The following is a 20,610-nucleotide window of genomic DNA, read 5'->3' as shown; positions in this document are numbered from 1 at the left end:
ATGTTTTGTCGGTCCGACCTTCCGGTCACTAAGCGGCCGTTTCGCTTCCCTGCAGAAAAAGGACGAGCGGCAACGCCTGCGAGTTTTTCTTATTTTTTAGGGAATGGAACGGTTTGTCTTCTTTGAGCTTATCTATTTTCAAATAAATGTCACAATTTGATTGCGATTAGGGGAAAACCCTCATACTCACAATGATAATCCTGCTATATACTTAATCAATATGTGCTGTTAGAAAGTAACGTTGTTTACTGTTACAGGGGGGGAAGAGGGATGTTCCTGGCATTGTTTGTTTGCATGAAGCTTGGTTTAGTCGCCCTTATATTGTTTGCATACCGAATGATTAAGCGCAGCGATTTGTGAGAGCAAGTGGCGGTCTAACATAAAATTTTAAAAATCATCCATTTGACATAATTAGCCTTACCTTTTTTTTATTTTTGCAGTAAAATAAAAGAAACAATAAATACCCTGTATGGTATATAGGAGGCTAACTAATGGGGAAAAAGATAGTCGTTGTCGGGGGCGTCGCTGGTGGTGCAACAACTGCTGCGCGTCTAAGAAGGCTGGATGAGAACTCGCATATTGTCCTAGTTGAAAGAGGAGAATTTATATCTTTTGCAAACTGCGGCCTGCCTTATTACATCGGCGGGATTATTACAAATCGTAATGCATTGCTCGTTCAAACGGTTGAAGGAATGGCTAAACGGTTCAATCTGGATATCCGTGTAGAAAGTGAAGCGGTATCCATCAATAAGGAAAGAAAAACGCTTGAAATAAAAGATATACAGTCGGGCAAAACGTATGAGGAAGAGTATGATGTGCTTGTGCTATCCCCGGGCGCAAAACCGGTTGTTCCCCCTATCCCGGGCTTATTGGAGGCGTCCAATGTATTCACGCTGCGGAACATCCCGGATACCGACAAAATTAAAGCGTTTGTCGATGAGAAGAAGCCTCGAAAAGCGGTCATTGTCGGAGGAGGATTTATCGGGGTAGAAATGGTCGAGAATTTGAGCAGCCATGGGATACAGGTCACGCTCGTTGAAATGTCAAATCAAATTATGGCACCGCTCGATTTCGAGATGGCTTCCATTCTTCATACACACGTTCGAAATAAGGGAGTAGAATTGATTTTAAATGACGGAGTAACAGAGGTTGCCCCAAATGGCAATAAACTTATGCTTACCAGTGGAAGAGAACTTGAGACCGATATGATTATCCTTTCAATCGGTGTACGGCCGGAAAATCAGCTTGCTCGTGAGGCCGGGCTGGAGTTGGGTGAAAGAGGGGGCATTAAAGTCAATGATGCGTTACAGACTTCTGACCCGTATATTTACGCCCTGGGAGATGCTATTGAAGTCACGGATTATATTAACGGACAACCAACCATGATTCCACTGGCGTGGCCGGCCAATCGCCAAGCTAGAATCGTAGCTGACCATATTTATGGAAAAAAAGCTGCGTACAGAGGAACAATGGGGACATCAATTGTTAAGGTGTTTGATTTTACGGCCGCTGCCACAGGCAATAACGAAAAAACGTTAAAGAGATTGGGCATTGATTACCGGGCAATTCATATTCATCCGGGTTCGCATGCAGGATATTATCCGGGGGCTTCATCGATGGCTCTTAAACTTTTGTTTGAGCCGGGTACCGGAAAAATATTTGGGGCTCAAGGAGTCGGTTTTGATGGGGTGGATAAAAGAATCGATGTGATTGCCACAGCGATAAAAGGGGGGCTATCCGTACTGGATTTGCCGGACCTTGAATTGGCGTATGCACCACCTTATTCTTCTGCAAAAGACCCGGTCAATATGCTTGGGTATGTAGCAACGAACATAATGGAAGAGAAAGTAGAAACTGTACAGTGGTACGAGATTGATGACATTGTTAAAAATGGCGGACTCCTGATTGATGTGAGGGAGGAAGCGGAACGCGAAATGGGTTATATCAAGGGGTCAATAAACATACCTTTGGGCCAAATTCGGGAGAGGATGAATGAAATTCCAAAACATCAGGAACTCTACGTTTCCTGCCAGGTAGGACTTAGAGGATACCTTGCCGCCCGTATTCTCATGGAAAATGGATACAAGGTGAAAAACCTGGATGGAGGCTGGAAAACGTATTCCGCTGTACAGCAAGGGTGAAAGGCAGTCAAGCAGGTTGACAATAGATGTAAAAAAAAATATAATACCCAAGATCGTATATTATAAATCTGGGGTGTAACTTTGATATGGAATACAACGATCAAATGAAAAACCGGCTGCGCAGAATTGAAGGTCAGATACGTGGTGTATTAAGCATGATGGAGCAAGAGAAGGATTGCCGGGATGTGGTGACACAATTATCGGCTATTCGTTCAGCAGTGGATCGTGTGGTGGGAGTAGTCGTCGCAAACAATATCGAGGCGTGCATTCGCAAGGAACTGGAACAGGGAAATAATCCTGAATCGGTTATCAAAGAAGCAGTTGATCTGCTTGTAAAAAGCAGATAACATACAGCGGATAAGAGATAGGTAAATTTAAGCCGAGCAGGTTCAGGTTTTTCGTCTGGACTAGCTCGGCTTTTTTGATTCTAGCACATATTCTATGCCGCTTACTTCTTTAAAAACTCGATCTGAGAACCCTCCACAATCTTAGGGTATACATGAGGGGTAGCGTAGATAGAACCGGGCAAAACATCTTCAGGTGCTTCGGTGAAGTAAATCGAAATATGTCCGAGTTCGTTTAAATTTTTATTCGCTTCTGTTCCAACCTTTACAATGTGATATGTCTGATCATCGATCATTAATGTGTCCCCCGCAGAAATCGGTTTCTCATGGTGTTCATGAATTTCATGAATGACCGCGACTTCTTTTAATTCTTCAGGGGCCTGCGGGCCGAAAAAAATCAGCACCTTTTCTTCTTCAAATTCCAAAGCCATCGGCCCTATTTGAGATACAACTGATTTTTTCACATGAATTCCTCCTCGTAATAATAAAAATGCATAGTCATTTTTCACTAGAAGAGTGACTGATATAAATTGAATATAAGATACTTTTGAATATTAATACATGCCCAAGCTTGCAAAATAAGCAATCACTACAGCCACAACACCAGTAATCAAACGGCTGTAAAGCACAGCGGGCACCCCGTATTCAATCGTCTCCGGTTTGGCTTCCCCAAGGGACAATCCTACCGGGACAAAGTCACATCCAACCTGCCCATCAATCGCAAACAAAGCGGGCAAGGCATAGGAGGCTGGAATTGCTTTTATGGCAATCTGGCTTCCGATCAAAACTCCAATAATTTGAGCAATTACGGCCCCGGGGCCCAGAACGGGAGATAAGAAAGGAATGGTACAAATAACAACCAACACGATTAGCCCGCCTAGTGAACCTGCCAGCGGCACTAGTCCCTTCGCTAATAGCTGCCCTAAGCCTGTGTAGTTGATAATCCCCATTAGCATTGCAACGAAAGCCATGAAAGGGATAATGTTTTTGAGAAGCATATCAACAGAGTCGCGACCAGCCTGATAAAGAACTCCTATCACATACCCAATGGATTTAGAGATTCGCAGCAGCCAGTTGGACTTCTGGGAAGCCGCCGCCGCTTTCTTCGCTGCTGCTTTTTTCTCTTCAAATGTTTTTGCATTAATCGGTTCAAACTTTTCAGTTATTTCTTGTGCCTGTGCTTCACCTTCAGCAATTTCTATGTCATTAACTGTTACACCGGATACAAAGATATCTTCTTTAATAAATTTAGACAGAGGACCGGAAGGTGACGAAGGCAGAACGTCAACGGTGGGAATCCGTTTCATGGGATAAACTCCAATGCGGGCCGTTCCGCCACAGTCGATGACGACACACATCATTTCATCTTCGGGAACTGATGTAGAGAATCCATCTACGGCCACAACTCCAGCCAGTTCGGCAATTTTTTGGGCAACCGGGTGAATTCCGCCGCCGGTAATGGAAACGACTTTGGCCTTCTTTCCTTTTGGCGTGATGATAAAACCTGTCCCCCAGCCACCGGAACCTTTTTTAACACGAATTGATTTTGCCATGATACTCCCCCATTTCTATACTGATTCGGCTAATTCATCCGAACCAGCCGCTGCTTTATTTCTGGCTTCGCCACGAGCAGTTAAGTACTTTGTGATATATTCAGTCACAACCCCACGAATGAAGATAACAACAATCCCGACTAAGAAATAGCGGACACCTAACGGGGCAATATTAAATCCGGCTTTTTCCACTCCATTTGCTATACCCAGCCAAACAAACAGCTCCCCGGCATTCGCATAAGGGAAGAAAGCGGTTACAGGATGCACAAAGGAAACAGAGGCATCATAAAAAGCTGGCTTTTGTCTCTCTGGTAAGAAGCGCCCAAATGTATAACACATGGGGTTCGTAAGAATTAAAACCGCTAACACAGGCATTAACGTATAGCGTAGAATGAGGTATTTCGAAGCAAAGCGAAGTGCTTTATTTGTCCGTTCTTCTCCAATCAATTTAATAATGGCATTGGTAAAGGTTAATAGAACAATCAATGTCGGAATAATACCGGTGACGAGACCCATGAAGGTTTTGCCACCTTCATTAAACATGCCGATAAAATGTGAACCTGCCCATACGATCCAGTGCATGAAACTTCCTCCTTAATTAAGATTTAGGCCGCCTTTTTTGACGAAATAACTTGAATTGCATTTTCAGAGGCCATTTGAAACGCTTTCGCCAACGATTTACTTTTGGCACTTACTCTGGCTCTTCGGTTCTTTACCGTTTTGTAAGCTTCTGCGAGAACCTCTGCCACGTGTTGACCTTCACATTTTGTAAATGGCTTGAAGCGGGTAAAGACGCTAATACCAGACAGAACCTTACAATTGTGGATCCGATAATCATCGTCCACGATGAGCAATACAATCGCGCCGGAACCTAACGCTTTTCTGGAAATACCCGAGAAGAGATGAAAACCGTCCAAACCACGATATTGATCGACCAATTCTTTCATTGCGGAGCGGTAATGCCGAATTTGAATAAGGGTAAACGCATATTGCAACAACCAGGCCGCAGCCCCCAGTGTAATCCATAACAAGGTATTCAAGACTTCACCTCCTCTCAAGGTCAAATAATATTAACGGAATAGACCATCTTGCAGCTGACGAAGGTGCCATACTGTCGTGGTTGTATCCATTTCAACGTCGTCATACGTTAAAAATTGGCCAACTTCAATATTTCGTTTTGCCACCACATCCCCGGCAATGAGACCGATCGGAATGTGTTTTTGTTCTACCGCTTCCCGGTGGGTTTCGACTACACCACGAACAGAATAACCACCGATTCCATCAATTTTCTCTCCAGCAACGATATCGCGTTTAGCGACGGCTACCGTTTCAGAAACAGGTCCGCCAATCGTTTGAATCGTTGGCTCATTAAGCAGTAAAGCTCTTGCTACAGAGATAGGAGTTTCTAAACTGGCCAGGTGATACGGACGGTACAGCGTATAGTAAGGTCCTTTACCGACGGATAAATAACGAAGCTCTGCATCTACTGGCTCTAAGGGGCTATGAACAATAACAAATACTCCCGGGGCAAGGCCGTGAACATATTCTACAACACCATACTTCTCAAGAACTCCGCCTTCAGAAATAAGCTTTAATTTGTCTCCAACGGTTTTCACGTCAGCCGATACTCCATGCATTCCAACTTTGTCGGGAATAAACCCGGTGGCGTTGCTTAACAGGTTCATTTCAGCCATTGTTTTTGTTCCGTCCTGAAAGGAAGCGAGCATGTGCGGGCTCATATGTTTGCGTTTGGCTTCGTCGGCGCATGTATCCGGGTTTGCAGTAGGAATAAAGGGGTTGTTTTTACCTTTGCCTGCCACAACAACGTCAAGTCCAATAGATTGGGCAAATTCAACAAGTTCCATAGTAGCGGCTGGCTCATCTCCTGCAGAACCGGTATATACCAGACCGGCAGCATTAAACATTTGGGAAAGAATGGAGCCAATCGTGATGTCAACCTCTACATTTAAAAGAACTAAGTGTTTTTTCGCTAACAGCGTTTCCAGGGCCAGCTTAGCCCCAACTTCCGGAACACCGGTTGCATCTACTACTACGTCAACAGTTTCTTGTTGAATAACTTTTCTGAAATCTTTATTTACAAGAATATCATGCTTACGGTCACCCAACTGTCCCAGATAGTAGTTAGCGGCTCTCTCCGCAGCCGAGACATTCACATCACAAACCCCACGAACTTGCATGCCAGGTATTCTTGAAATTTGAGCGATTAATCCATAACCCATTTGACCTGCGCCAATGACGGCCACACCAATAGAACTGCCTTCCTGTTCGCGCAACTTTAATAAATGATAAATCGACATAGTTCTCACTCCTACTGTTAAATATTTGTAGTTATTTACAATTCCATACGTCCGGATTAGTGCTCCCGGGAAAGAAATTCCGTTAACTCAGCAAGTGCTTTTTCCGCGTCATCTCCTTCAGCGGAGACGGTAATTTCAGTTCCTTTCGTAATGGCAAGAGACATGACCCCCATAATGCTTTTAGCGTTAGCTTTTTTGCCTTCCTTCTCTAAGGAGATATCGCACGTATATTTACTCGCGATTTTTATAAAGTTTGAAGCCGGGCGTGCATGCAATCCTGAATTCAACATCACTTTTACATTTGTCGCCACCATTTTTTTTCACCACCTTTAATGGAGTACAAACAGTTGTATTGGGTATTCTTTATCATATGTTAACATGTTTACCATATGTTAAATCGAATTGTAAGCGAATCCAAAGCATAAGTCAATAATATTTTTTTAACTTTTCAAACTCAAATAACATTTGATATACATTAAAACAAATGTATTGACTGTAAATAGAGCGAATTGTTATACTATGAACCAAAGTTACGTATTGGAACAATTGTAAAGGAGGCTTGGACATGATTCATAGTATAAAATTTCCAAGCAATATAAAAGAAGAAAAGCTTGTTGAGTTATTTCACCAAATGTGGCTGATTCGTTTTTTTGATGAAAAAGTGGATGAGTTTTTTGCCAAGGGTCTTATACATGGAACAACTCATCTTTGTGTCGGGCAAGAAGCTACAGCTGCCGGTGCGATCGCTTTGTTGGAGGAACAGGATAAAATCACCAGTACCCATCGGGGACACGGTCACTGTATCGCAAAAGGAGCCAATGTAAATCGCATGATGGCAGAACTGTTTGGCAGGGAGACGGGGTATTGCAAAGGAAAAGGCGGCTCCATGCATATTGCGGATGTTGACAAGGGGAACTTAGGAGCCAACGGAATTGTGGGCGGCGGAATTCCTATCGCGGTTGGGGCGGCTTTAACTTCCAAAATGAAGAATCTTGGGTACGTAACGGTTTCTTTCTTTGGGGACGGTGCCTCCAACGAGGGAAGCTTCCATGAATCACTGAATATGGCTTCGATTTGGGATCTTCCGGTCATTTTCTTTTGTGAAAATAATCAATACGGGATGTCTGGGTCTGTCAAAGAAATGACCAACATTGAAAATATCGCAGATCGGGCAAGCTCATATGGAATTCCCGGAGTTGTTGTGGACGGAAATGATATTTTCGCCGTGATGAATGTGATGGCCGAAGCAGTAGAACGCGCAAAAAGCGGAAAAGGCCCCACGCTTATCGACGCCAAAACGTATCGTTGGAAAGGGCATTCCAAGAGTGATGCGAAAAAATACCGCACACGTGAAGAAGAACTGGAATGGAGAAATCATCGGGATCCCATTGCCCGCATGAAGAAAGACCTTATCGCTGAAGGGATTCTGACAGAAGAGCAGGCCAATGAAATCGAACAAAAGGCAAAAAAACAGATTGAAGAGGCTGTGGAGTTTGCGCAAAATAGCCCGATGCCTTCTCTCGATACGTTAGAAGAAGATGTATACGCATAATACAGAGATGCAGGAAGGAGAGTAAGGATGAGAGAGATCACCTATTTAGAAGCTGTACGAGAAGCCATGCAGGAAGAAATGAGAGTTAACCCGGATGTGTTCATTATGGGGGAAGACATCGGGGTATATGGAGGCGCTTTCGGGGTTACTCGTGGAATGATTGAGGAATTTGGCCCTGAACGTGTACGAAATACACCCATTTCCGAAGCAGCCATTGCAGGTGCAGCTGTGGGGTCGGCCATGACAGGGATGAAACCGATCATTGAATTGCAATTTTCTGATTTTATTACGATAGCCACCGATCAAATCGTCAACCAGGCAGCTAAAAATCGGTACATGTTCGGTGGAAAAGGGAAAGTTCCGCTGGTTCTACGTACTCCCGCTGGCTCGGGTACGGGAGCTGCCGCACAGCATACGCAAAGCCTGGAAGCGTGGATGGCTCATATTCCCGGATTAAAGGTGGTCCAACCTTCTACCGCGTACGATGCCAAGGGATTGTTAAAAGCCGCGATGGATGATGAAAATCCGGTTATTTTTTATGAACATAAACTATGCTACCGAACGAAAGGACATGTACCGGAAGGTTCCTATTCGATCCCTCTCGGTGTAGCGGATATTAAACGGGAAGGAACAGATGTCACGATTGTCGCAACCGCGATTATGGTTCATAAAGCACTGGAAGCAGCGGTAGAACTGGACAAAGAAGGGATTAGTGTAGAGATTGTGGATCCACGCACTCTCGTACCCCTCGACGAAGAAACAATTATTGCTTCCGTAAAGAAAACAGGAAGGCTTGTCGTCGTCCATGAAGCCGTGAAACGGGGTGGATACGGTGGTGAAATCGCCAGTATGATCGCTGAAAGTGAAGCATTCGATTACCTGGATGCCCCGATCAAACGATTGGGAGGGTTAGCCATTCCCATGCCCTATAACCCGATTCTTGAAAAAGCAGCGATTCCGCAGGTGCCGGATATTATCGCAGCCGTGAAAGAGACCGTAAACCGAGCGTAGAGGGGGAGAGAGCATGGCAACAGACGTATTCATGCCCAAGTTAAGTATGACGATGGAAACGGGTACGATCCTTCAATGGTTTAAGGAGGAAGGGGATGATGTCCAGGAAGGAGACATCTTACTCGAGGTCTTAACCGACAAAATCAATATCGAAGTCGAATCGTATGCAACGGGGAAACTATTGAAAATCTACTATGGACCGGATGCGGTCGTTCCTGTTAATCAAGTGATTGGTTACATCGGCGCCGAAGGGGAAGTGGTACCTGATGTTCCGCCAAGTATGGATGGATCCATTGATGGTGGACAACGTCCTGCGGAAACCGAAAACGTTGAATCCTCTTCTCAGGAAGAAGCCGGGAACGTACGAGAAACAGAAAAAGTACGGGCTACGCCTGCTGCCAGAAAGATAGCGAAAGAAAAAAAGATTTCTCTTCAAGAAATCGAAGGATCCGGTCCCCATGGACGGATTCACAAAGCCGATGTAGAAAATTATACGCTGGTAAAGGCTACGCCTTTAGCGAAGAAAATAGCGAAGGCGGAAGGCGTTTCTCTCGAATCCATTACCGGTTCGGGTCCGCAGGGGAAAGTGCGCAAAGAAGATGTGCTCAATCAAACGTATCGTCAACCGACTCAACAACTGCCTGCGGAAGGTGGCGACCGGGTGAAAGTGGAAGGCATGCGTAAAGTTATCGCGCAGCGCATGCTCCAGAGTGTAACGACGGCACCGCACGTAACCTTAACAACGGAAGTAGATATGACGGGTTCCATTGGCATGAGAAAAGCATTGCTCCCGGTAGTTGAGAAGAAAACCGGATTTCGTTTATCGTATACAGAAATTATTATGAAGGCCGTTTCTCATGCGCTTGTCTTACATCCAAGCGTTAATGCCTCCTTGCAGGGGGACTATATCGTCTACCATCCGCATGTCCATATTGGATTGGCTGTTTCGGTTCCGAATGGTTTGGTTGTTCCTGTTGTCAAGCAAACCGAACAAAAAGGGCTGGCGGATCTGACAGCGGATTGCAAACAGTTAGCAAAAGCAGCCAGAGAAAATAAGCTTCTTCCAGGCGATATGTCCGGGGGTACGTTTACGATCAGTAATCTGGGGATGTATGCGATTGACGCTTTCACCCCGATCATCAATCAGCCGGAAACCGCCATCCTTGGCGTAGGACGAATTCTCGAGAAGCCTGTAGCCGTCCAAGGAAACATTGAAATCCGACCGATGATGACGCTGAGCCTTTCCTTTGACCATCGCGTCGTCGACGGAGCGCCAGCCGCCGAGTTCCTTCAAGAAGTAAAAGATGCGTTAGAGAATCCTTATCAACTGATCGTTTAGGGGGAAATAATCATGAAATCTTATCATATTGTGGTGATCGGCGGCGGTCCAGGTGGTTATGTAGCGGCGATCCGTGCGGCAAAGGAAGGAAAGACGGTCGCGTTGATTGAAGCCGATCAGTTAGGTGGAACCTGTTTAAATCGCGGCTGTATCCCTTCGAAAACCCTCCTGCGCCATGCGGAAGTGATCCAGGATATTAAAGCAGCGAAAAACTGGGGGATTGAAACAGGGGAGCTGACTCTTTCTCTTGAAAAAATGATGGCTCGCAAGGATCAAGTCATCAAACGCCTGCGAATGGGGATCGCTTCCTTGCTTAAAGCAGGGAAGGTAGATGTGTACCAGGGGGAAGGTACGGTTCAGAAAGATAAAACGATCCTGATTTCCGGAAACGAGAATCAAACGATTCAAGCCGATTCCGTGATTTTAGCTACGGGTTCCGTTCCTTTGGTTCCCCCGATCGAAGGCACAAAGGAAGTGGCTTATCATACGAGTGATACCATTTTTAGGTTGACAGAAATCCCGAATTCCATCGTCATTATCGGCGGCGGTGTTATCGGGATTGAATTTGCCTGCATCTTTGAAAGTTTAGGGACAAACGTAACCATCGTAGAAATGGCTGACCGATTGGTGCCGAATGAAGATCCGGATGCAGCTACTGCCATTCAAAACTCGTTAGAAAAAAAAGGCATTACTATTATGACCCAAACAAAAGTTGAATCGATAGACACCAAGAGAAATGATCGGGTCGTTAGGGTAACAAGCCCTGACGGAAAGGGAATCGAGTTGGATTGCGAGGAAATCTTAATCGCCGTCGGTCGTCAACCTAATCTATCTGGAATGGAAGGGTTAGGATTGAATATGAATGGCCCGTTTGTAGCGGTAAACGATTATTTGGAAACCAGCATCAGGGGAATTTACGCAGTGGGCGATCTCGTCGGGGGTTGGCAGTTGGCCCACGTAGCCAGTGCCGAGGGAACTGTAGCGGTGATCAATGCGGTTGGAGGATGTCAACCGATGGATTACCGGGTCGTTCCACGATGTGTGTATACCCAGCCCGAAATTGCCAGTGTAGGACTAACGGAAGAAGAGGCGCGTAAAAAAGGATATAAAGTCAAAGTAGAAATATACCATCATGCGGGTAATGGAAAAGCCATTGCCAGTGATGATGCGGATGGGTTTGTGAAAATCATTGCAGAAGAAAAATATGGGGAAATTCTGGGTGCAGTGTTTGTGGGTTCGCATGTAACAGAAATGCTTTCTACGGCATCGGCCTTTATGTATCTGGAAGGAACTGTTGAAGAAATGGCGAATATGATTTTTCCGCACCCAACCGTATCGGAAACCATGATGGAAGCCGCCGCGAGTTGGCTTGGCAAAGGTATTCACTCGTAAATATAATCAAAACAACCTGAGAATGCGTTACGACTCAGGTTGTTTTGATTATATGAAATGATTCGACACTTTTTATCGTTTCTAACATTGTTTATTCATCACTAACTGTATGAATAATTTGAAGAAAATGTAGCTAATATAGATAGTGGATTATATAATAGTAATACTAAACGTTCAATGACAATAACGTTACTACAGCTAATATATTTGTGGCCCTTTTAAAAGTTCTAATATTTATTAGTAAAAAACTTTAAAGAAGGCGTTGAAAAAATGAACAAAAAAGAAATTCAAACGGAACTGTTTTGTGGCGCATGCCTGAAGGATTCATTACACACCATTGTCTATTTAAACGGTAATATATATAAATTAACTTGTGAGGAATGCGGCCATACCATAACAAAGCCCGACGTTGTTAAAGATATATATGGTGAATACTTAGAGCGAATTTTATCTAAACCTCACAGGTTAAAGGATGAAATTGAAAAACATCCAAGTAAAACAATATCGTCTTTACCGTCAAGAATAATAAGTAAACCATTTCGTTTTTATAAGGAATTGGAAGGCTTGCGGAGTTATGTTTATAAAAAAAAGAAAACAGATGAAAAGGATGTCAAGTAACCTTAGCATAAATAAACTTACACGATAAAGGCAACATAACAATCTAGTAACTGTTATGTTGCCTTTATTACATTAGATTTTCTTAAGGTAATGTGGCTATTGAAAATAAACGTATGGTTCCCGTTTTTGCCCGCATATTACAGAATGGCCAATACAATTGTAGAAATAATTATCAAATGATAAAATATTAAAAGATGTAAACCAATAACCAACAAAAAGCGGGTGTACTCTTGTGGCATACTCAGATGATTCACGAATTCTTCTTAAAATCGCTCATATGTATTACGACGAGGGAGCGACCCAGCAGGAAATCGCTGAAATCTTAGGTGTATCTCGTCCACTCATTTCCAAGTATCTGGCAAAGGCCAGGGAATTGGGAATAGTTGAAATTATCATTCATGATGAACTTGCCCATCCATATACCACTTTAGAAACAAAGTTAGAACAGAAATATAAACTTCGAGAAGTGATTGTTGTTCCTGAAGCTGGTACAAACGGAGTTAAACGTAATCTTGGTTTTGCGGCAGGGAATTATGTTCTAAGGGTAGCTAAAAAAAATCAAATTATTGGTGTGTCCTCGGGAACTACTATGTACGAGGTAGCGCAGGCGATGCCGAGTGGAAGTGTGTCGGTAACCGTTATACCTCTTGTTGGTGGAACTGGTAGTGAACGAATAGAGACGCACACGAATCAAATTGCAGCTCAAATTGCTGATAAGCTTGGTGCGGAATATAAACTTTTACATGCTCCTTTAGTTGTTGATTCGGCTGAAGCGAAAGAATTTTTTTTAAGGCAATCCTCTATTAAAGATATTTTTAGTCTATCTAGTCGTTGCGATATTGCTATAGTAGGTATAGGGGGAACACCTGAGTACTCGACTATGGTAAAAAACTACATTGGAGAAGATCATTTAGATGAATTGATTGGATCAGGAGTTATAGGGGATATTTGCTATAATTTTATAAATGAAAAGGGAGAAGCATGTAACAATTCATGGAACTCCAGAGTGATTTCATTGTCTCTAAATGCTTTAAAGGAAATTCCGATTGTCATAGGCGTTGCTTACGGGGAGGAAAAGTTAAAAGCGATTCATGCAGCGCTTGTTGGACGGTTGATTAACGTTTTAGTTACTGATAACCTTACTGCAGAAAAATTATTAGAAGACTGAATTAGAAAACATGGTGAGGTGTAATCGTCTTCTTTTACATATTTTCATTCTGTGCTATAGTTTAAAATAGATTTTAAATTGAATATAACTTATTGAATTTCACTAGGGGGGCCAACGGCTGAGATGGAACTTGTTGTGTTCCGAACCCTTTGAACCTGAACTGGATCATACCAGCGGAGGAAAGTGGAAAGAACCATTCATGCCATCTTTGGTTTTAATGACAGGAGTCTTCAACCCACCCATTTCTCCGGAAGTGAGTGGGTTTTATATTTGCTGCTATGGTCGCCGTTTTCTATGACTTGGCGTAAGCCTGATTATCTAAAGGAGTGAGCGTATGACAACTGAATCTGAGGAGTTAGTCGAACGGATTTCACACGAAGTGGAAGCGAGGCAAGATGAAATCATTGAGCTATTGACTGCCCTCATCTCGTTTCCAACGGTAAGTCCTCCTGCTCGCAATACAAATGATGTTCAGAATGTTATCAGACGCTATTTGGATGACTTGGGATTTGAAACGGATATGTGGGATGTTTATGCCGGTGATCCTAACGTTGTAGGCATTTTACCCGGGAAATCTCCCGGACATTATAATAGTTTAATTGTAAACGGTCATGTTGATGTAGCGGAAGTCGGGGATGATAAAGAGTGGAACTCGCCACCTTTTACTGCACTTGTGAAGGATTCCTATATTTATGGACGTGGAGTGGCGGATATGAAAGGCGGCATCGCCGCATCGCTTATTGCTATTAAAATTTTAAAAGAACTTGGAATTACCCTTCAAGGTGATCTGCAGTTTCAGTCCGTTATCGGGGAGGAAGCAGGGGAAGCCGGAACACTGGCTTGCACGGAGAGAGGGTATACAGCTGACTTTGCTGTAGTTGTCGATACAAGCAATCTGCATATTCAAGGACAGGGCGGAGTCATTACAGGTTGGATTACGATTCAAAGCAAAGAGACCTATCACGATGGAATTCGAGGGAAGATGATTCATGCTGGCGGTGGAATCAAAGGGGCAAGCGCCATTGAGAAAATGATGAAAATCATCGCTGGTCTTCAGGAGTTGGAGCACCACTGGGCGGTTACAAAAAGCTATGAAGGATTTGCCCCGGGCACCAACACCATTAATCCGGCCGTCATTGAAGGCGGCAGGCATGCCGCTTTTATCGCAGATCGCTGTGCTCTGTGGGTCACGGTTCATTTTTATCCAAATGAAGACTACGAAGAGGTTATAAAAGAGATTGAACAGCATATTGGTTTTGTGGCATCTGCCGATCCGTGGTTGAGGGATAATCCGCCGCAATTTATTTGGGGAGGAAAATCCATGATAGTGGATCGGGGAGAAATTTTCCCTTCGTTAGAGATTGATCCCGAGCATCCGGGAACTCGTTGTCTAGCCCGCTCGTATGAAAAACTGTTAATGGAAAAACCAACCGTTGGAATGTCACCAACCGTTACCGATGCCGGGTGGCTGGGACATGCCGGTATTCCGACGGTCATTTTTGGACCGGGAAAATTAGAAGATGCCCACGCCGTGAATGAGAAAGTTAAAATTCGCCAATTGTTAGATTTCACGAAAGTATTAGCGACATTTATCGCTCAGTGGTGCAATACCAGGAAGGAGGAGCAGAGGTGACGTTTACGCAAATCCTTTATGAAAAAGTTAATGAAGTTTGGAAACAAACCCATCAGCATCCTTTTGTCACAGGGATGGGGAGGGGCGATTTGCCTGTCGAGTCGTTTATCCGTTATATGAAACAGGATTACGTGTTTTTAATCGACTACGCTAAGCTTTTTGCTTTAGGTTCGATGAAAGCAAGAGACATTGAGACGATGGCCGCTTTTGCGAAACTATTGCATGAAACGCTGCACGGGGAAATGGATCTGCATCGCCAATACGCCGAAAGATTTGGCATTACCCATCAACAATTAGAAGAAACGAAGCCAATGCCTGTCAATTTGGCCTACACGCGTTATATGCTGTCTGTTGCGCAAAATGGGTCGATGGAAGAATTGGTCTCTGCCTTATTGCCCTGTATGTGGAGCTATTGGGAGATTGGCCAAATGCTGGCCGGGAACTATCCAGAATCAGTTGAACATCCTTTATATGGCGACTGGATTAAAATGTACTCTTCGAGTGAATTTGGTTCTCTTGCCAAATGGTTAATTGATTTGTTAGACCGATTGGCTGACGGGAAACCGGAGCGTGAGCTGCAAATCTTAGAAGAACATTTCCTTACGACATCCCGCTTTGAATATATGTTTTGGGATATGGTTTATCAGGGAGGCGATTGGCCTGTATAATTCGCCGGTGTTATCGCTACAAGATCTATCGTATGCTTTTCCAAATGCGGGAGTCGCAGCTTCGATTTTTTCAAAGATATCGATGGATGTTCAGGCAGGAGAGTTTGTTTCCGTTATAGGAGCGAGCGGTTCGGGAAAAAGTACGCTTTTTAAGCTGATCGCAGGTTTACTTGAACCTGACCAGGGACAGATATGGATAGACGGAAAACAATCGGGGAAGAGATTGGGGAAAGTGGGCTATATGCCGCAAAAGGATCTGCTTTTGCCCTGGAGAACGGTAATGGACAACGTTTTGCTTCCTCTTGAGCTTACTAAAGAAAATAAGCAGCGGAAAATTGCGGAAATAAAGGATTGGTTGGGTCGTTTTGGTTTGGCCGCTTATGAGAGAGCCTATCCTCATGAACTATCGGGAGGAATGAGGCAACGCGTTGCTTTTTTACGAACGATTATGACCGGAAGAGACCTTTTATTATTAGATGAGCCGTTTGGCGCTCTTGATTCACTGACTAAACGTAAAATGCACGGCTGGTTATTGGAACTGTGGGGAGATTTACAAAAGACGGTGTTGTTCATCACCCACGACCTGGAGGAAGCAATTTTGTTAAGTGACCGGATTTATCTGCTGTCAGGTTCTGGCACGCAGGTAATTCAGGAAGTGAAGGTCAATCTGCCTAGACCGAGAAGTCCGGAACTTATTTATGAACCCGAATTTATTGAGATGAGAAAAGAATTGGAGCGGCTGATACGCGATGAAAGGTAGATGGAAAAAATGGACGGAAGACTATGGCCTGTTTTTGCTGGTTGTAGTTTTTCTTGTGAGCATATGGGAATGGGTCGTTCGCAAAGGGTGGATACCATCCTTTATTTTGCCTGCTCCATCCGCCATCTGGGAATCTTTGGTTGATAACCAACAACTTTTGTTGCAAGAGCATTTACCCGCCACGCTTGAGGAGGTTCTAATTGGTTTTGTCCTCTCAGTGATAGGTGGAATTCTACTGGGTGTGGGCATGCATTTTTTTCGGGCGTTGGAAAAGGTACTTTATCCCTTTATTCTTATTTCACAAACGGTTCCGCTCATTGCGATTTCCCCTATCTTTATCATGTGGTTCGGCTATTCTATTTGGAGTAAAGTCGCAGTGACTATTTTAACGGCTTTTTTTCCGATTGTTGTGAGTACGTATGACGGACTCAAATTAGGGGGAATGGAATACCGTGAGTTACTCCTGACCATGGGTGCTAATCGCTGGGATATTTTTAAGAAAATCCAAATCCCGCTCGCTTTGCCTACTTTTTTGTCAGGGTTGAAGATGTCTGTCGTTTACTGCGTTGTGGGAGCTACGATTGGAGAATGGTTGGGCGCAAGTGAAGGGTTGGGTTACTTTAGCCGGCGAATGTCGGGCAATATGCAGGCAGATGCAGTGTTTGCCGCAGTATTTCTGCTTTCTTTACTGGGCATCGTATTATTTTTATTGATTGCCTTTTTCGAAAAGCGGGTGCTGAAAAATAAATTTCAATAAAATAGGAACCGCATCGAACGAACGATTACGATGCAGAAAGGACGAAAAAATTCGATGAAAAAATGGTTTTATATCATGTTATGTCTGTCATTGCTCTTATTGAGCGGTTGCGGTGCAGGGAATGCGAACAACCCGGGCACTTCCGGTAACAACTCCGCAGGTTCTCCATCGAACCAGAAGCTGCAGAAGATTAGTTTAATGTTGGATTGGTATCCAAATGCTGTGCATTCCTTTCTTTATGCGGCACAGGCTAACGGGTATTTTAAAGAACAGGGTCTGGATGTGGATATTAAAATGCCCGCAGATACAAACGATCCTTTAAAACTGGTTGCGGCCGGTCAGATAGACATGGCGATTAGTTATGAACCGGAGGTATTAGTCGCACGCGGGGAAAATATTCCCGTTCAATCATTCGGAGCTCTCGTTCGCCATCCGCTGAACTGTTTAATGGTTCCTGCCGACGGGCCGATTCAATCACCAAAAGACCTGGTTGGAAAAACGGTTGGGTACCCTTCGATTCCATTAGATGAAGCGATCGTACATACGATGGTGACGTCTGCCGGCGGAAACCCGCAGCAGGTAAAAATGGTGGATGTGGGATTTGATTTGATTCCGGCGATGGCAACTAAAAAAACCGATGCCCTCATCGGCGGATACATCAACCATGAGACGTTATTGCTTGATAAAGAGGGTCACCCGATGCGGACATTTAATCCAACAAAATATGGTGTTCCTGATTATTATGAATTAGTACTGGTGGCCGGCGAAAAAGGGATCAAAGAAAAACCGGAAGTATTTAAGAAGTTTATGACTGCGATTGCCAAGGGGCAAAAATATGTTCAGGATCATCCGGATAAAGGTTTATCTATTTTACTTCAGCATGAAGATAAATCGTCCCCGCTGGATAAAGGTGTCGAAACAAAGAGTTTACAAATCCTTTTGCCGCTCATGGACGCAAAAGATAAACCATTCGGTTATCAGGATGCAGCTTCCTGGGAGAATGTTGCGAAGTGGCTGTATAACAACAAAGTGTTAAAAACCCCGGTCAAAGCACAGGATGCATTCGTAAATTTCTAAGGAGGCATATCTTATACCCCATTGAATAATAAGTTAAAGAGGAGCCAAGCAGCTTCCTCTTTATTTATATTCACTGAATATTTTGTTCTGAAGTAGAAATAGGAGAAGCTCAAGAACCCGGATATTCAGGGAATCGAGTATCAGCAGGGCAATATGTTGGGATTTTCGTCGGAACAACCGCCAGCTTCACAAAGCAACGATACGTAAAGGTGGAAAGCGGCAGAATAACATTGCACCGAAATACGTACATGGGTTCCAGTTATTTGATCATGTGCGATTTGAAGGGAAAGAAAGCTTCATCTTTGGCCGCAGGAGTAGCGGGTACTTTGATCTTCGGCTGTTGGATGGAACCAAGGTTCATGCCAGCGCCAGCGTCAAAAAACTCACTTTGCTTACCCGAGCCACATCATTGCTCATTGAAAGGAGAGAAGGCGTTTCCTCCCCCCTTCTTTAGAGGGGGGTGGAGGAAACGCCTTTTTATCATGATTATTAATGAAAAAATCAAAGCATCAGAAGTAGAGCTAACGGGAGTATATGGGGAAGAACTAGGCATCGTTTCCACAAAAGAGGCGCTGGAGATGGCAAAAAAACTGGAGGTAGATCTTGTATGTACGTCACTTGCTTCCAGTCCACCGCCATGCCAGTTGATGGCAAGACAAGCAGCCCAGAAGAAAAAAGCGAAAGGAAAACAGGTGCTAAACAAGCAGGAAAAAGGACCGAAAATCAAGGAAATTCGCCTGAGCGCAGCTTACTGTACGCTTGCAACGAAAAGAAAGTGAAGCGGCTAAACAGCTTGTACAGGAATTGGTTCGGGATTTATCTGATTGTGCGGAAAAAGATAAGGGTATCCAGGTAAGCGGTAAGCAGGTTAGTGTTGTTTTAAAACCTTTGCGAGTCACGGAGTAGTATCTTCTGCTTCTGTTATTCCGCTTTCTTTTAATGCCTGACGTACCGTTGCGATGATTTTATAGATGATAGATCGATTCCGACTTTAACGACCGTTTGCGCCAGCGCCGGTCTTATTCCGGTTAGCGATACGCGAATTCCCAATAACACCAGTACCTTATTAATTTTGAAGATGTGATCTGTAACCATCGTATCAAGTGCCTGTATACCAGAGAAATCAATGATGAGGTGCTCTACGTGTAGTTGTGAGACTTTAGGAGAATAACCTTCTCTAAGATATGTCTGGCCCGAGAAGAATCGATAGCTCCAATAAGTGGCATCACGGCGATTCCTTCATGGATGGGCACAATAGGGGCTGTTAATTCACTAACCTCTTCCTGTGTTAATTTAAGAATTTTATCCTTAATGTCATCAATGTCATCGAATGCTTTAATGATTTCATGAAGCACAAGGTCAAGAAGATAGCAAATTGGATACTTGGTATTAAAATTGCAAATGAAATTTGTAACAAAAAGGAGGATGAAACGGTGTCATATGCGTATATTTCGATTGAAAAACATAACAGTGTCTCTATTATTCAATTAAACAAGCCGGAGATGCGTAACGTTCTGGCAGCGGAAATGAGGGAGGAATTAATTACCGCTTTGCAAGGCGCAGAGCAGGATATGGAGATACGGGCTGTCGTTTTAGCCGGTAAAGGAAAAGCTTTCTCTGCTGGAGGGGATTTGCATGCTCTGCGTAAACTGCAGCCTCTGGAAGGGAAAAAAAGACTGGAGCGGGGATATCAGCTTTTGTTTACGCTGTTGGAGATGGAGAAGCCGGTCATTGCTGCTGTCCATGGAGCAGCCGCCGGTGCCGGATTTAATTTGGCATTAGCCTGCGATTTGATTGTAGCGGAAGAGGATAGCTTTTTTGTTCAAAGCTTTGTAAATGTAGGGCTAGTTCCTGATTTCGGAGGAATCCATTTCTTACCTTCTCTTGCAGGGGATAAAAAAGCGAAGGAATGGATGTTTCTCGGAGAAAAAGTAGATGCAAAGGAAGCCTATCAATTTGGCATAGTAAATCAGCTCGTATCTTCAGGACAAGCGCTTTCGTCTGCAATTAAACTAGCAGAAAAGATAGCTGCAAAGGCACCGGTAGCGGTAGGATTGACCAAAAAACTGCTAAATCAGCAGGTACATCAAACATTGCGTTCTTTTTTGGCGGCAGAAGCGATCGCACAGGAAGTATGTTTACAAACGGGGGACTTCCAAGAAGGGGTGCAGGCCTTTTTTGAAAAGCGCGTCCCTGCCTTTCAAGGGAAGTAACGGTTACTGAGAAGTTTTATGTAAATATAGTAGAAAAATTGACAATATTACATAAACATTACTACA

The 20,610-nt window shown here is 43.9% G+C and carries 22 protein-coding genes, 1 pseudogene and 1 riboswitch; of the genes and pseudogenes, 15 read left to right on the top strand and 8 right to left on the bottom strand.

Annotation, left to right across the window (positions count from 1 at the left end; genetic code table 11):
- The first annotated feature begins 491 nt into the window (after window positions 1–491).
- Entirely contained in the window at window positions 492–2,141 is a 1,650-nt protein-coding gene (locus H525_RS0105470; protein ID WP_027415377.1) for a CoA-disulfide reductase, read from the top strand.
- 86 nt (window positions 2,142–2,227) lie between these two features.
- A complete protein-coding gene (locus H525_RS0105465; RefSeq protein ID WP_027415376.1) occupies window positions 2,228–2,488 on the top strand; it encodes a metal-sensing transcriptional repressor in 261 nt (86 codons plus the stop codon).
- 101 nt (window positions 2,489–2,589) lie between these two features.
- On the opposite strand, the gene H525_RS0105460 is transcribed toward H525_RS0105465, so the two are convergent.
- From H525_RS0105460 to H525_RS0105435, 6 genes are all read right to left on the bottom strand, one after another.
- Window positions 2,590–2,949, bottom strand: a complete 360-nt coding sequence (locus H525_RS0105460; protein ID WP_027415375.1) for a PTS glucitol/sorbitol transporter subunit IIA — start codon at window positions 2,947–2,949, stop codon at window positions 2,590–2,592.
- Window positions 2,950–3,039: 90 nt separating this feature from the next.
- Window positions 3,040–4,038 (bottom strand): PTS glucitol/sorbitol transporter subunit IIB, encoded by a 999-nt coding sequence (srlE, locus tag H525_RS0105455; RefSeq protein WP_027415374.1) that lies wholly within the window; start codon window positions 4,036–4,038, stop codon window positions 3,040–3,042.
- Window positions 4,039–4,053: 15 nt separating this feature from the next.
- Window positions 4,054–4,620 (bottom strand): PTS glucitol/sorbitol transporter subunit IIC, encoded by a 567-nt coding sequence (srlA, locus tag H525_RS0105450; RefSeq protein ID WP_027415373.1) that lies wholly within the window; start codon window positions 4,618–4,620, stop codon window positions 4,054–4,056.
- A 23-nt stretch (window positions 4,621–4,643) separates the two neighbouring features.
- The gene (locus H525_RS0105445; protein WP_162142471.1) at window positions 4,644–5,078 is read right to left on the bottom strand and encodes a transcriptional regulator GutM; all 435 of its coding nucleotides are present in this window, start codon (window positions 5,076–5,078) and stop codon (window positions 4,644–4,646) included.
- A 30-nt stretch (window positions 5,079–5,108) separates the two neighbouring features.
- Complete coding sequence (locus H525_RS0105440; protein WP_027415371.1) at window positions 5,109–6,356, bottom strand: NAD(P)H-dependent oxidoreductase; 1,248 nt, start codon at window positions 6,354–6,356, stop codon at window positions 5,109–5,111.
- A 56-nt stretch (window positions 6,357–6,412) separates the two neighbouring features.
- Window positions 6,413–6,670, bottom strand: coding sequence for an HPr family phosphocarrier protein (locus H525_RS0105435; protein WP_027415370.1), 258 nt, complete (start codon window positions 6,668–6,670; stop codon window positions 6,413–6,415).
- Window positions 6,671–6,921: 251 nt separating this feature from the next.
- Here H525_RS0105435 and pdhA point away from each other — a divergent pair, with 251 nt between their 5' ends.
- The 12 genes and pseudogenes from pdhA (at window position 6,922) to infC (ending at window position 19,237) form a co-directional block, all read left to right on the top strand.
- Window positions 6,922–7,908 carry a pyruvate dehydrogenase (acetyl-transferring) E1 component subunit alpha gene (gene pdhA / locus H525_RS0105430; RefSeq protein WP_027415369.1) on the top strand — a complete coding sequence of 329 codons (987 nt, stop codon included), beginning with the start codon at window positions 6,922–6,924 and terminating at the stop codon, window positions 7,906–7,908.
- 27 nt (window positions 7,909–7,935) lie between these two features.
- The gene (locus tag H525_RS0105425; protein WP_027415368.1) at window positions 7,936–8,919 is read left to right on the top strand and encodes an alpha-ketoacid dehydrogenase subunit beta; all 984 of its coding nucleotides are present in this window, start codon (window positions 7,936–7,938) and stop codon (window positions 8,917–8,919) included.
- 13 nt (window positions 8,920–8,932) lie between these two features.
- The gene (locus tag H525_RS0105420) at window positions 8,933–10,258 is read left to right on the top strand and encodes a dihydrolipoamide acetyltransferase family protein (RefSeq protein ID WP_027415367.1); all 1,326 of its coding nucleotides are present in this window, start codon (window positions 8,933–8,935) and stop codon (window positions 10,256–10,258) included.
- A gap of 12 nt (window positions 10,259–10,270) precedes the next feature.
- Window positions 10,271–11,650: a dihydrolipoyl dehydrogenase gene (gene lpdA, locus H525_RS0105415; RefSeq protein ID WP_027415366.1), complete on the top strand. Its 1,380-nt coding sequence runs from the start codon at window positions 10,271–10,273 to the stop codon at window positions 11,648–11,650.
- A 270-nt stretch (window positions 11,651–11,920) separates the two neighbouring features.
- Window positions 11,921–12,268 carry a hypothetical protein gene (locus H525_RS0105410; RefSeq protein ID WP_027415365.1) on the top strand — a complete coding sequence of 116 codons (348 nt, stop codon included), beginning with the start codon at window positions 11,921–11,923 and terminating at the stop codon, window positions 12,266–12,268.
- A gap of 232 nt (window positions 12,269–12,500) precedes the next feature.
- Window positions 12,501–13,436, top strand: a complete 936-nt coding sequence (locus tag H525_RS0105405) for a sugar-binding transcriptional regulator (protein WP_027415364.1) — start codon at window positions 12,501–12,503, stop codon at window positions 13,434–13,436.
- 94 nt (window positions 13,437–13,530) lie between these two features.
- Window positions 13,531–13,635, top strand: a riboswitch (TPP riboswitch).
- A gap of 135 nt (window positions 13,636–13,770) precedes the next feature.
- Window positions 13,771–15,069, top strand: a complete 1,299-nt coding sequence (locus tag H525_RS0105400; RefSeq protein ID WP_027415363.1) for an acetylornithine deacetylase — start codon at window positions 13,771–13,773, stop codon at window positions 15,067–15,069.
- Window positions 15,066–15,737, top strand: coding sequence for a thiaminase II (gene tenA / locus H525_RS0105395; RefSeq protein WP_027415362.1), 672 nt, complete (start codon window positions 15,066–15,068; stop codon window positions 15,735–15,737). Before H525_RS0105400 ends, tenA begins: the two co-directional genes overlap by 4 nt.
- 7 nt (window positions 15,738–15,744) lie before the next feature.
- Complete coding sequence (locus H525_RS0105390; protein WP_027415361.1) at window positions 15,745–16,497, top strand: ABC transporter ATP-binding protein; 753 nt, start codon at window positions 15,745–15,747, stop codon at window positions 16,495–16,497.
- Complete coding sequence (locus tag H525_RS0105385) at window positions 16,487–17,254, top strand: ABC transporter permease (RefSeq protein WP_027415360.1); 768 nt, start codon at window positions 16,487–16,489, stop codon at window positions 17,252–17,254. Before H525_RS0105390 ends, H525_RS0105385 begins: the two co-directional genes overlap by 11 nt.
- A gap of 54 nt (window positions 17,255–17,308) precedes the next feature.
- Window positions 17,309–18,331: an ABC transporter substrate-binding protein gene (locus H525_RS0105380; RefSeq protein ID WP_027415359.1), complete on the top strand. Its 1,023-nt coding sequence runs from the start codon at window positions 17,309–17,311 to the stop codon at window positions 18,329–18,331.
- Window positions 18,332–18,813: 482 nt separating this feature from the next.
- Window positions 18,814–19,237 (top strand): annotated as a pseudogene (gene infC / locus H525_RS22910) (translation initiation factor IF-3).
- 30 nt (window positions 19,238–19,267) lie between these two features.
- On the opposite strand, the gene H525_RS29345 reads toward infC, so the two are convergent.
- Window positions 19,268–19,459, bottom strand: coding sequence for an STAS domain-containing protein (locus H525_RS29345; RefSeq protein WP_425387656.1), 192 nt, complete (start codon window positions 19,457–19,459; stop codon window positions 19,268–19,270).
- 11 nt (window positions 19,460–19,470) lie between these two features.
- Window positions 19,471–19,686: an STAS domain-containing protein gene (locus H525_RS29340; RefSeq protein WP_155837153.1), complete on the bottom strand. Its 216-nt coding sequence runs from the start codon at window positions 19,684–19,686 to the stop codon at window positions 19,471–19,473.
- A gap of 78 nt (window positions 19,687–19,764) precedes the next feature.
- Between H525_RS29340 and H525_RS0105370 the strand changes: the two genes are divergently transcribed.
- Window positions 19,765–20,544, top strand: a complete 780-nt coding sequence (locus H525_RS0105370; protein ID WP_027415358.1) for an enoyl-CoA hydratase/isomerase family protein — start codon at window positions 19,765–19,767, stop codon at window positions 20,542–20,544.
- Window positions 20,545–20,610 lie beyond the last annotated feature (66 nt).

This window comes from Aneurinibacillus terranovensis DSM 18919, from assembly GCF_000430625.1.
Taxonomy (GTDB): Bacteria; Bacillota; Bacilli; order Aneurinibacillales; family Aneurinibacillaceae; genus Aneurinibacillus_B; species Aneurinibacillus_B terranovensis.
This window is presented reverse-complemented; position numbering and strand designations above follow the sequence as displayed.

Coding starts and splice junctions, on each gene's coding strand:
- H525_RS0105465 (WP_027415376.1), top strand. CDS start 2,228: ATGGAATACAACGATCAAATGAAAAACCGGCTGCGCAGAATTGAAGGT.
- H525_RS0105385 (WP_027415360.1), top strand. CDS start 16,487: ATGAAAGGTAGATGGAAAAAATGGACGGAAGACTATGGCCTGTTTTTG.
- H525_RS0105440 (WP_027415371.1), bottom strand. CDS start 6,356: ATGTCGATTTATCATTTATTAAAGTTGCGCGAACAGGAAGGCAGTTCT.
- lpdA (WP_027415366.1), top strand. CDS start 10,271: ATGAAATCTTATCATATTGTGGTGATCGGCGGCGGTCCAGGTGGTTAT.
- H525_RS0105425 (WP_027415368.1), top strand. CDS start 7,936: ATGAGAGAGATCACCTATTTAGAAGCTGTACGAGAAGCCATGCAGGAA.
- srlE (WP_027415374.1), bottom strand. CDS start 4,038: ATGGCAAAATCAATTCGTGTTAAAAAAGGTTCCGGTGGCTGGGGGACA.
- H525_RS0105435 (WP_027415370.1), bottom strand. CDS start 6,670: ATGGTGGCGACAAATGTAAAAGTGATGTTGAATTCAGGATTGCATGCA.
- srlA (WP_027415373.1), bottom strand. CDS start 4,620: ATGCACTGGATCGTATGGGCAGGTTCACATTTTATCGGCATGTTTAAT.
- H525_RS0105400 (WP_027415363.1), top strand. CDS start 13,771: ATGACAACTGAATCTGAGGAGTTAGTCGAACGGATTTCACACGAAGTG.
- H525_RS0105410 (WP_027415365.1), top strand. CDS start 11,921: ATGAACAAAAAAGAAATTCAAACGGAACTGTTTTGTGGCGCATGCCTG.
- H525_RS0105420 (WP_027415367.1), top strand. CDS start 8,933: ATGGCAACAGACGTATTCATGCCCAAGTTAAGTATGACGATGGAAACG.
- H525_RS0105380 (WP_027415359.1), top strand. CDS start 17,309: ATGAAAAAATGGTTTTATATCATGTTATGTCTGTCATTGCTCTTATTG.
- pdhA (WP_027415369.1), top strand. CDS start 6,922: ATGATTCATAGTATAAAATTTCCAAGCAATATAAAAGAAGAAAAGCTT.
- H525_RS0105470 (WP_027415377.1), top strand. CDS start 492: ATGGGGAAAAAGATAGTCGTTGTCGGGGGCGTCGCTGGTGGTGCAACA.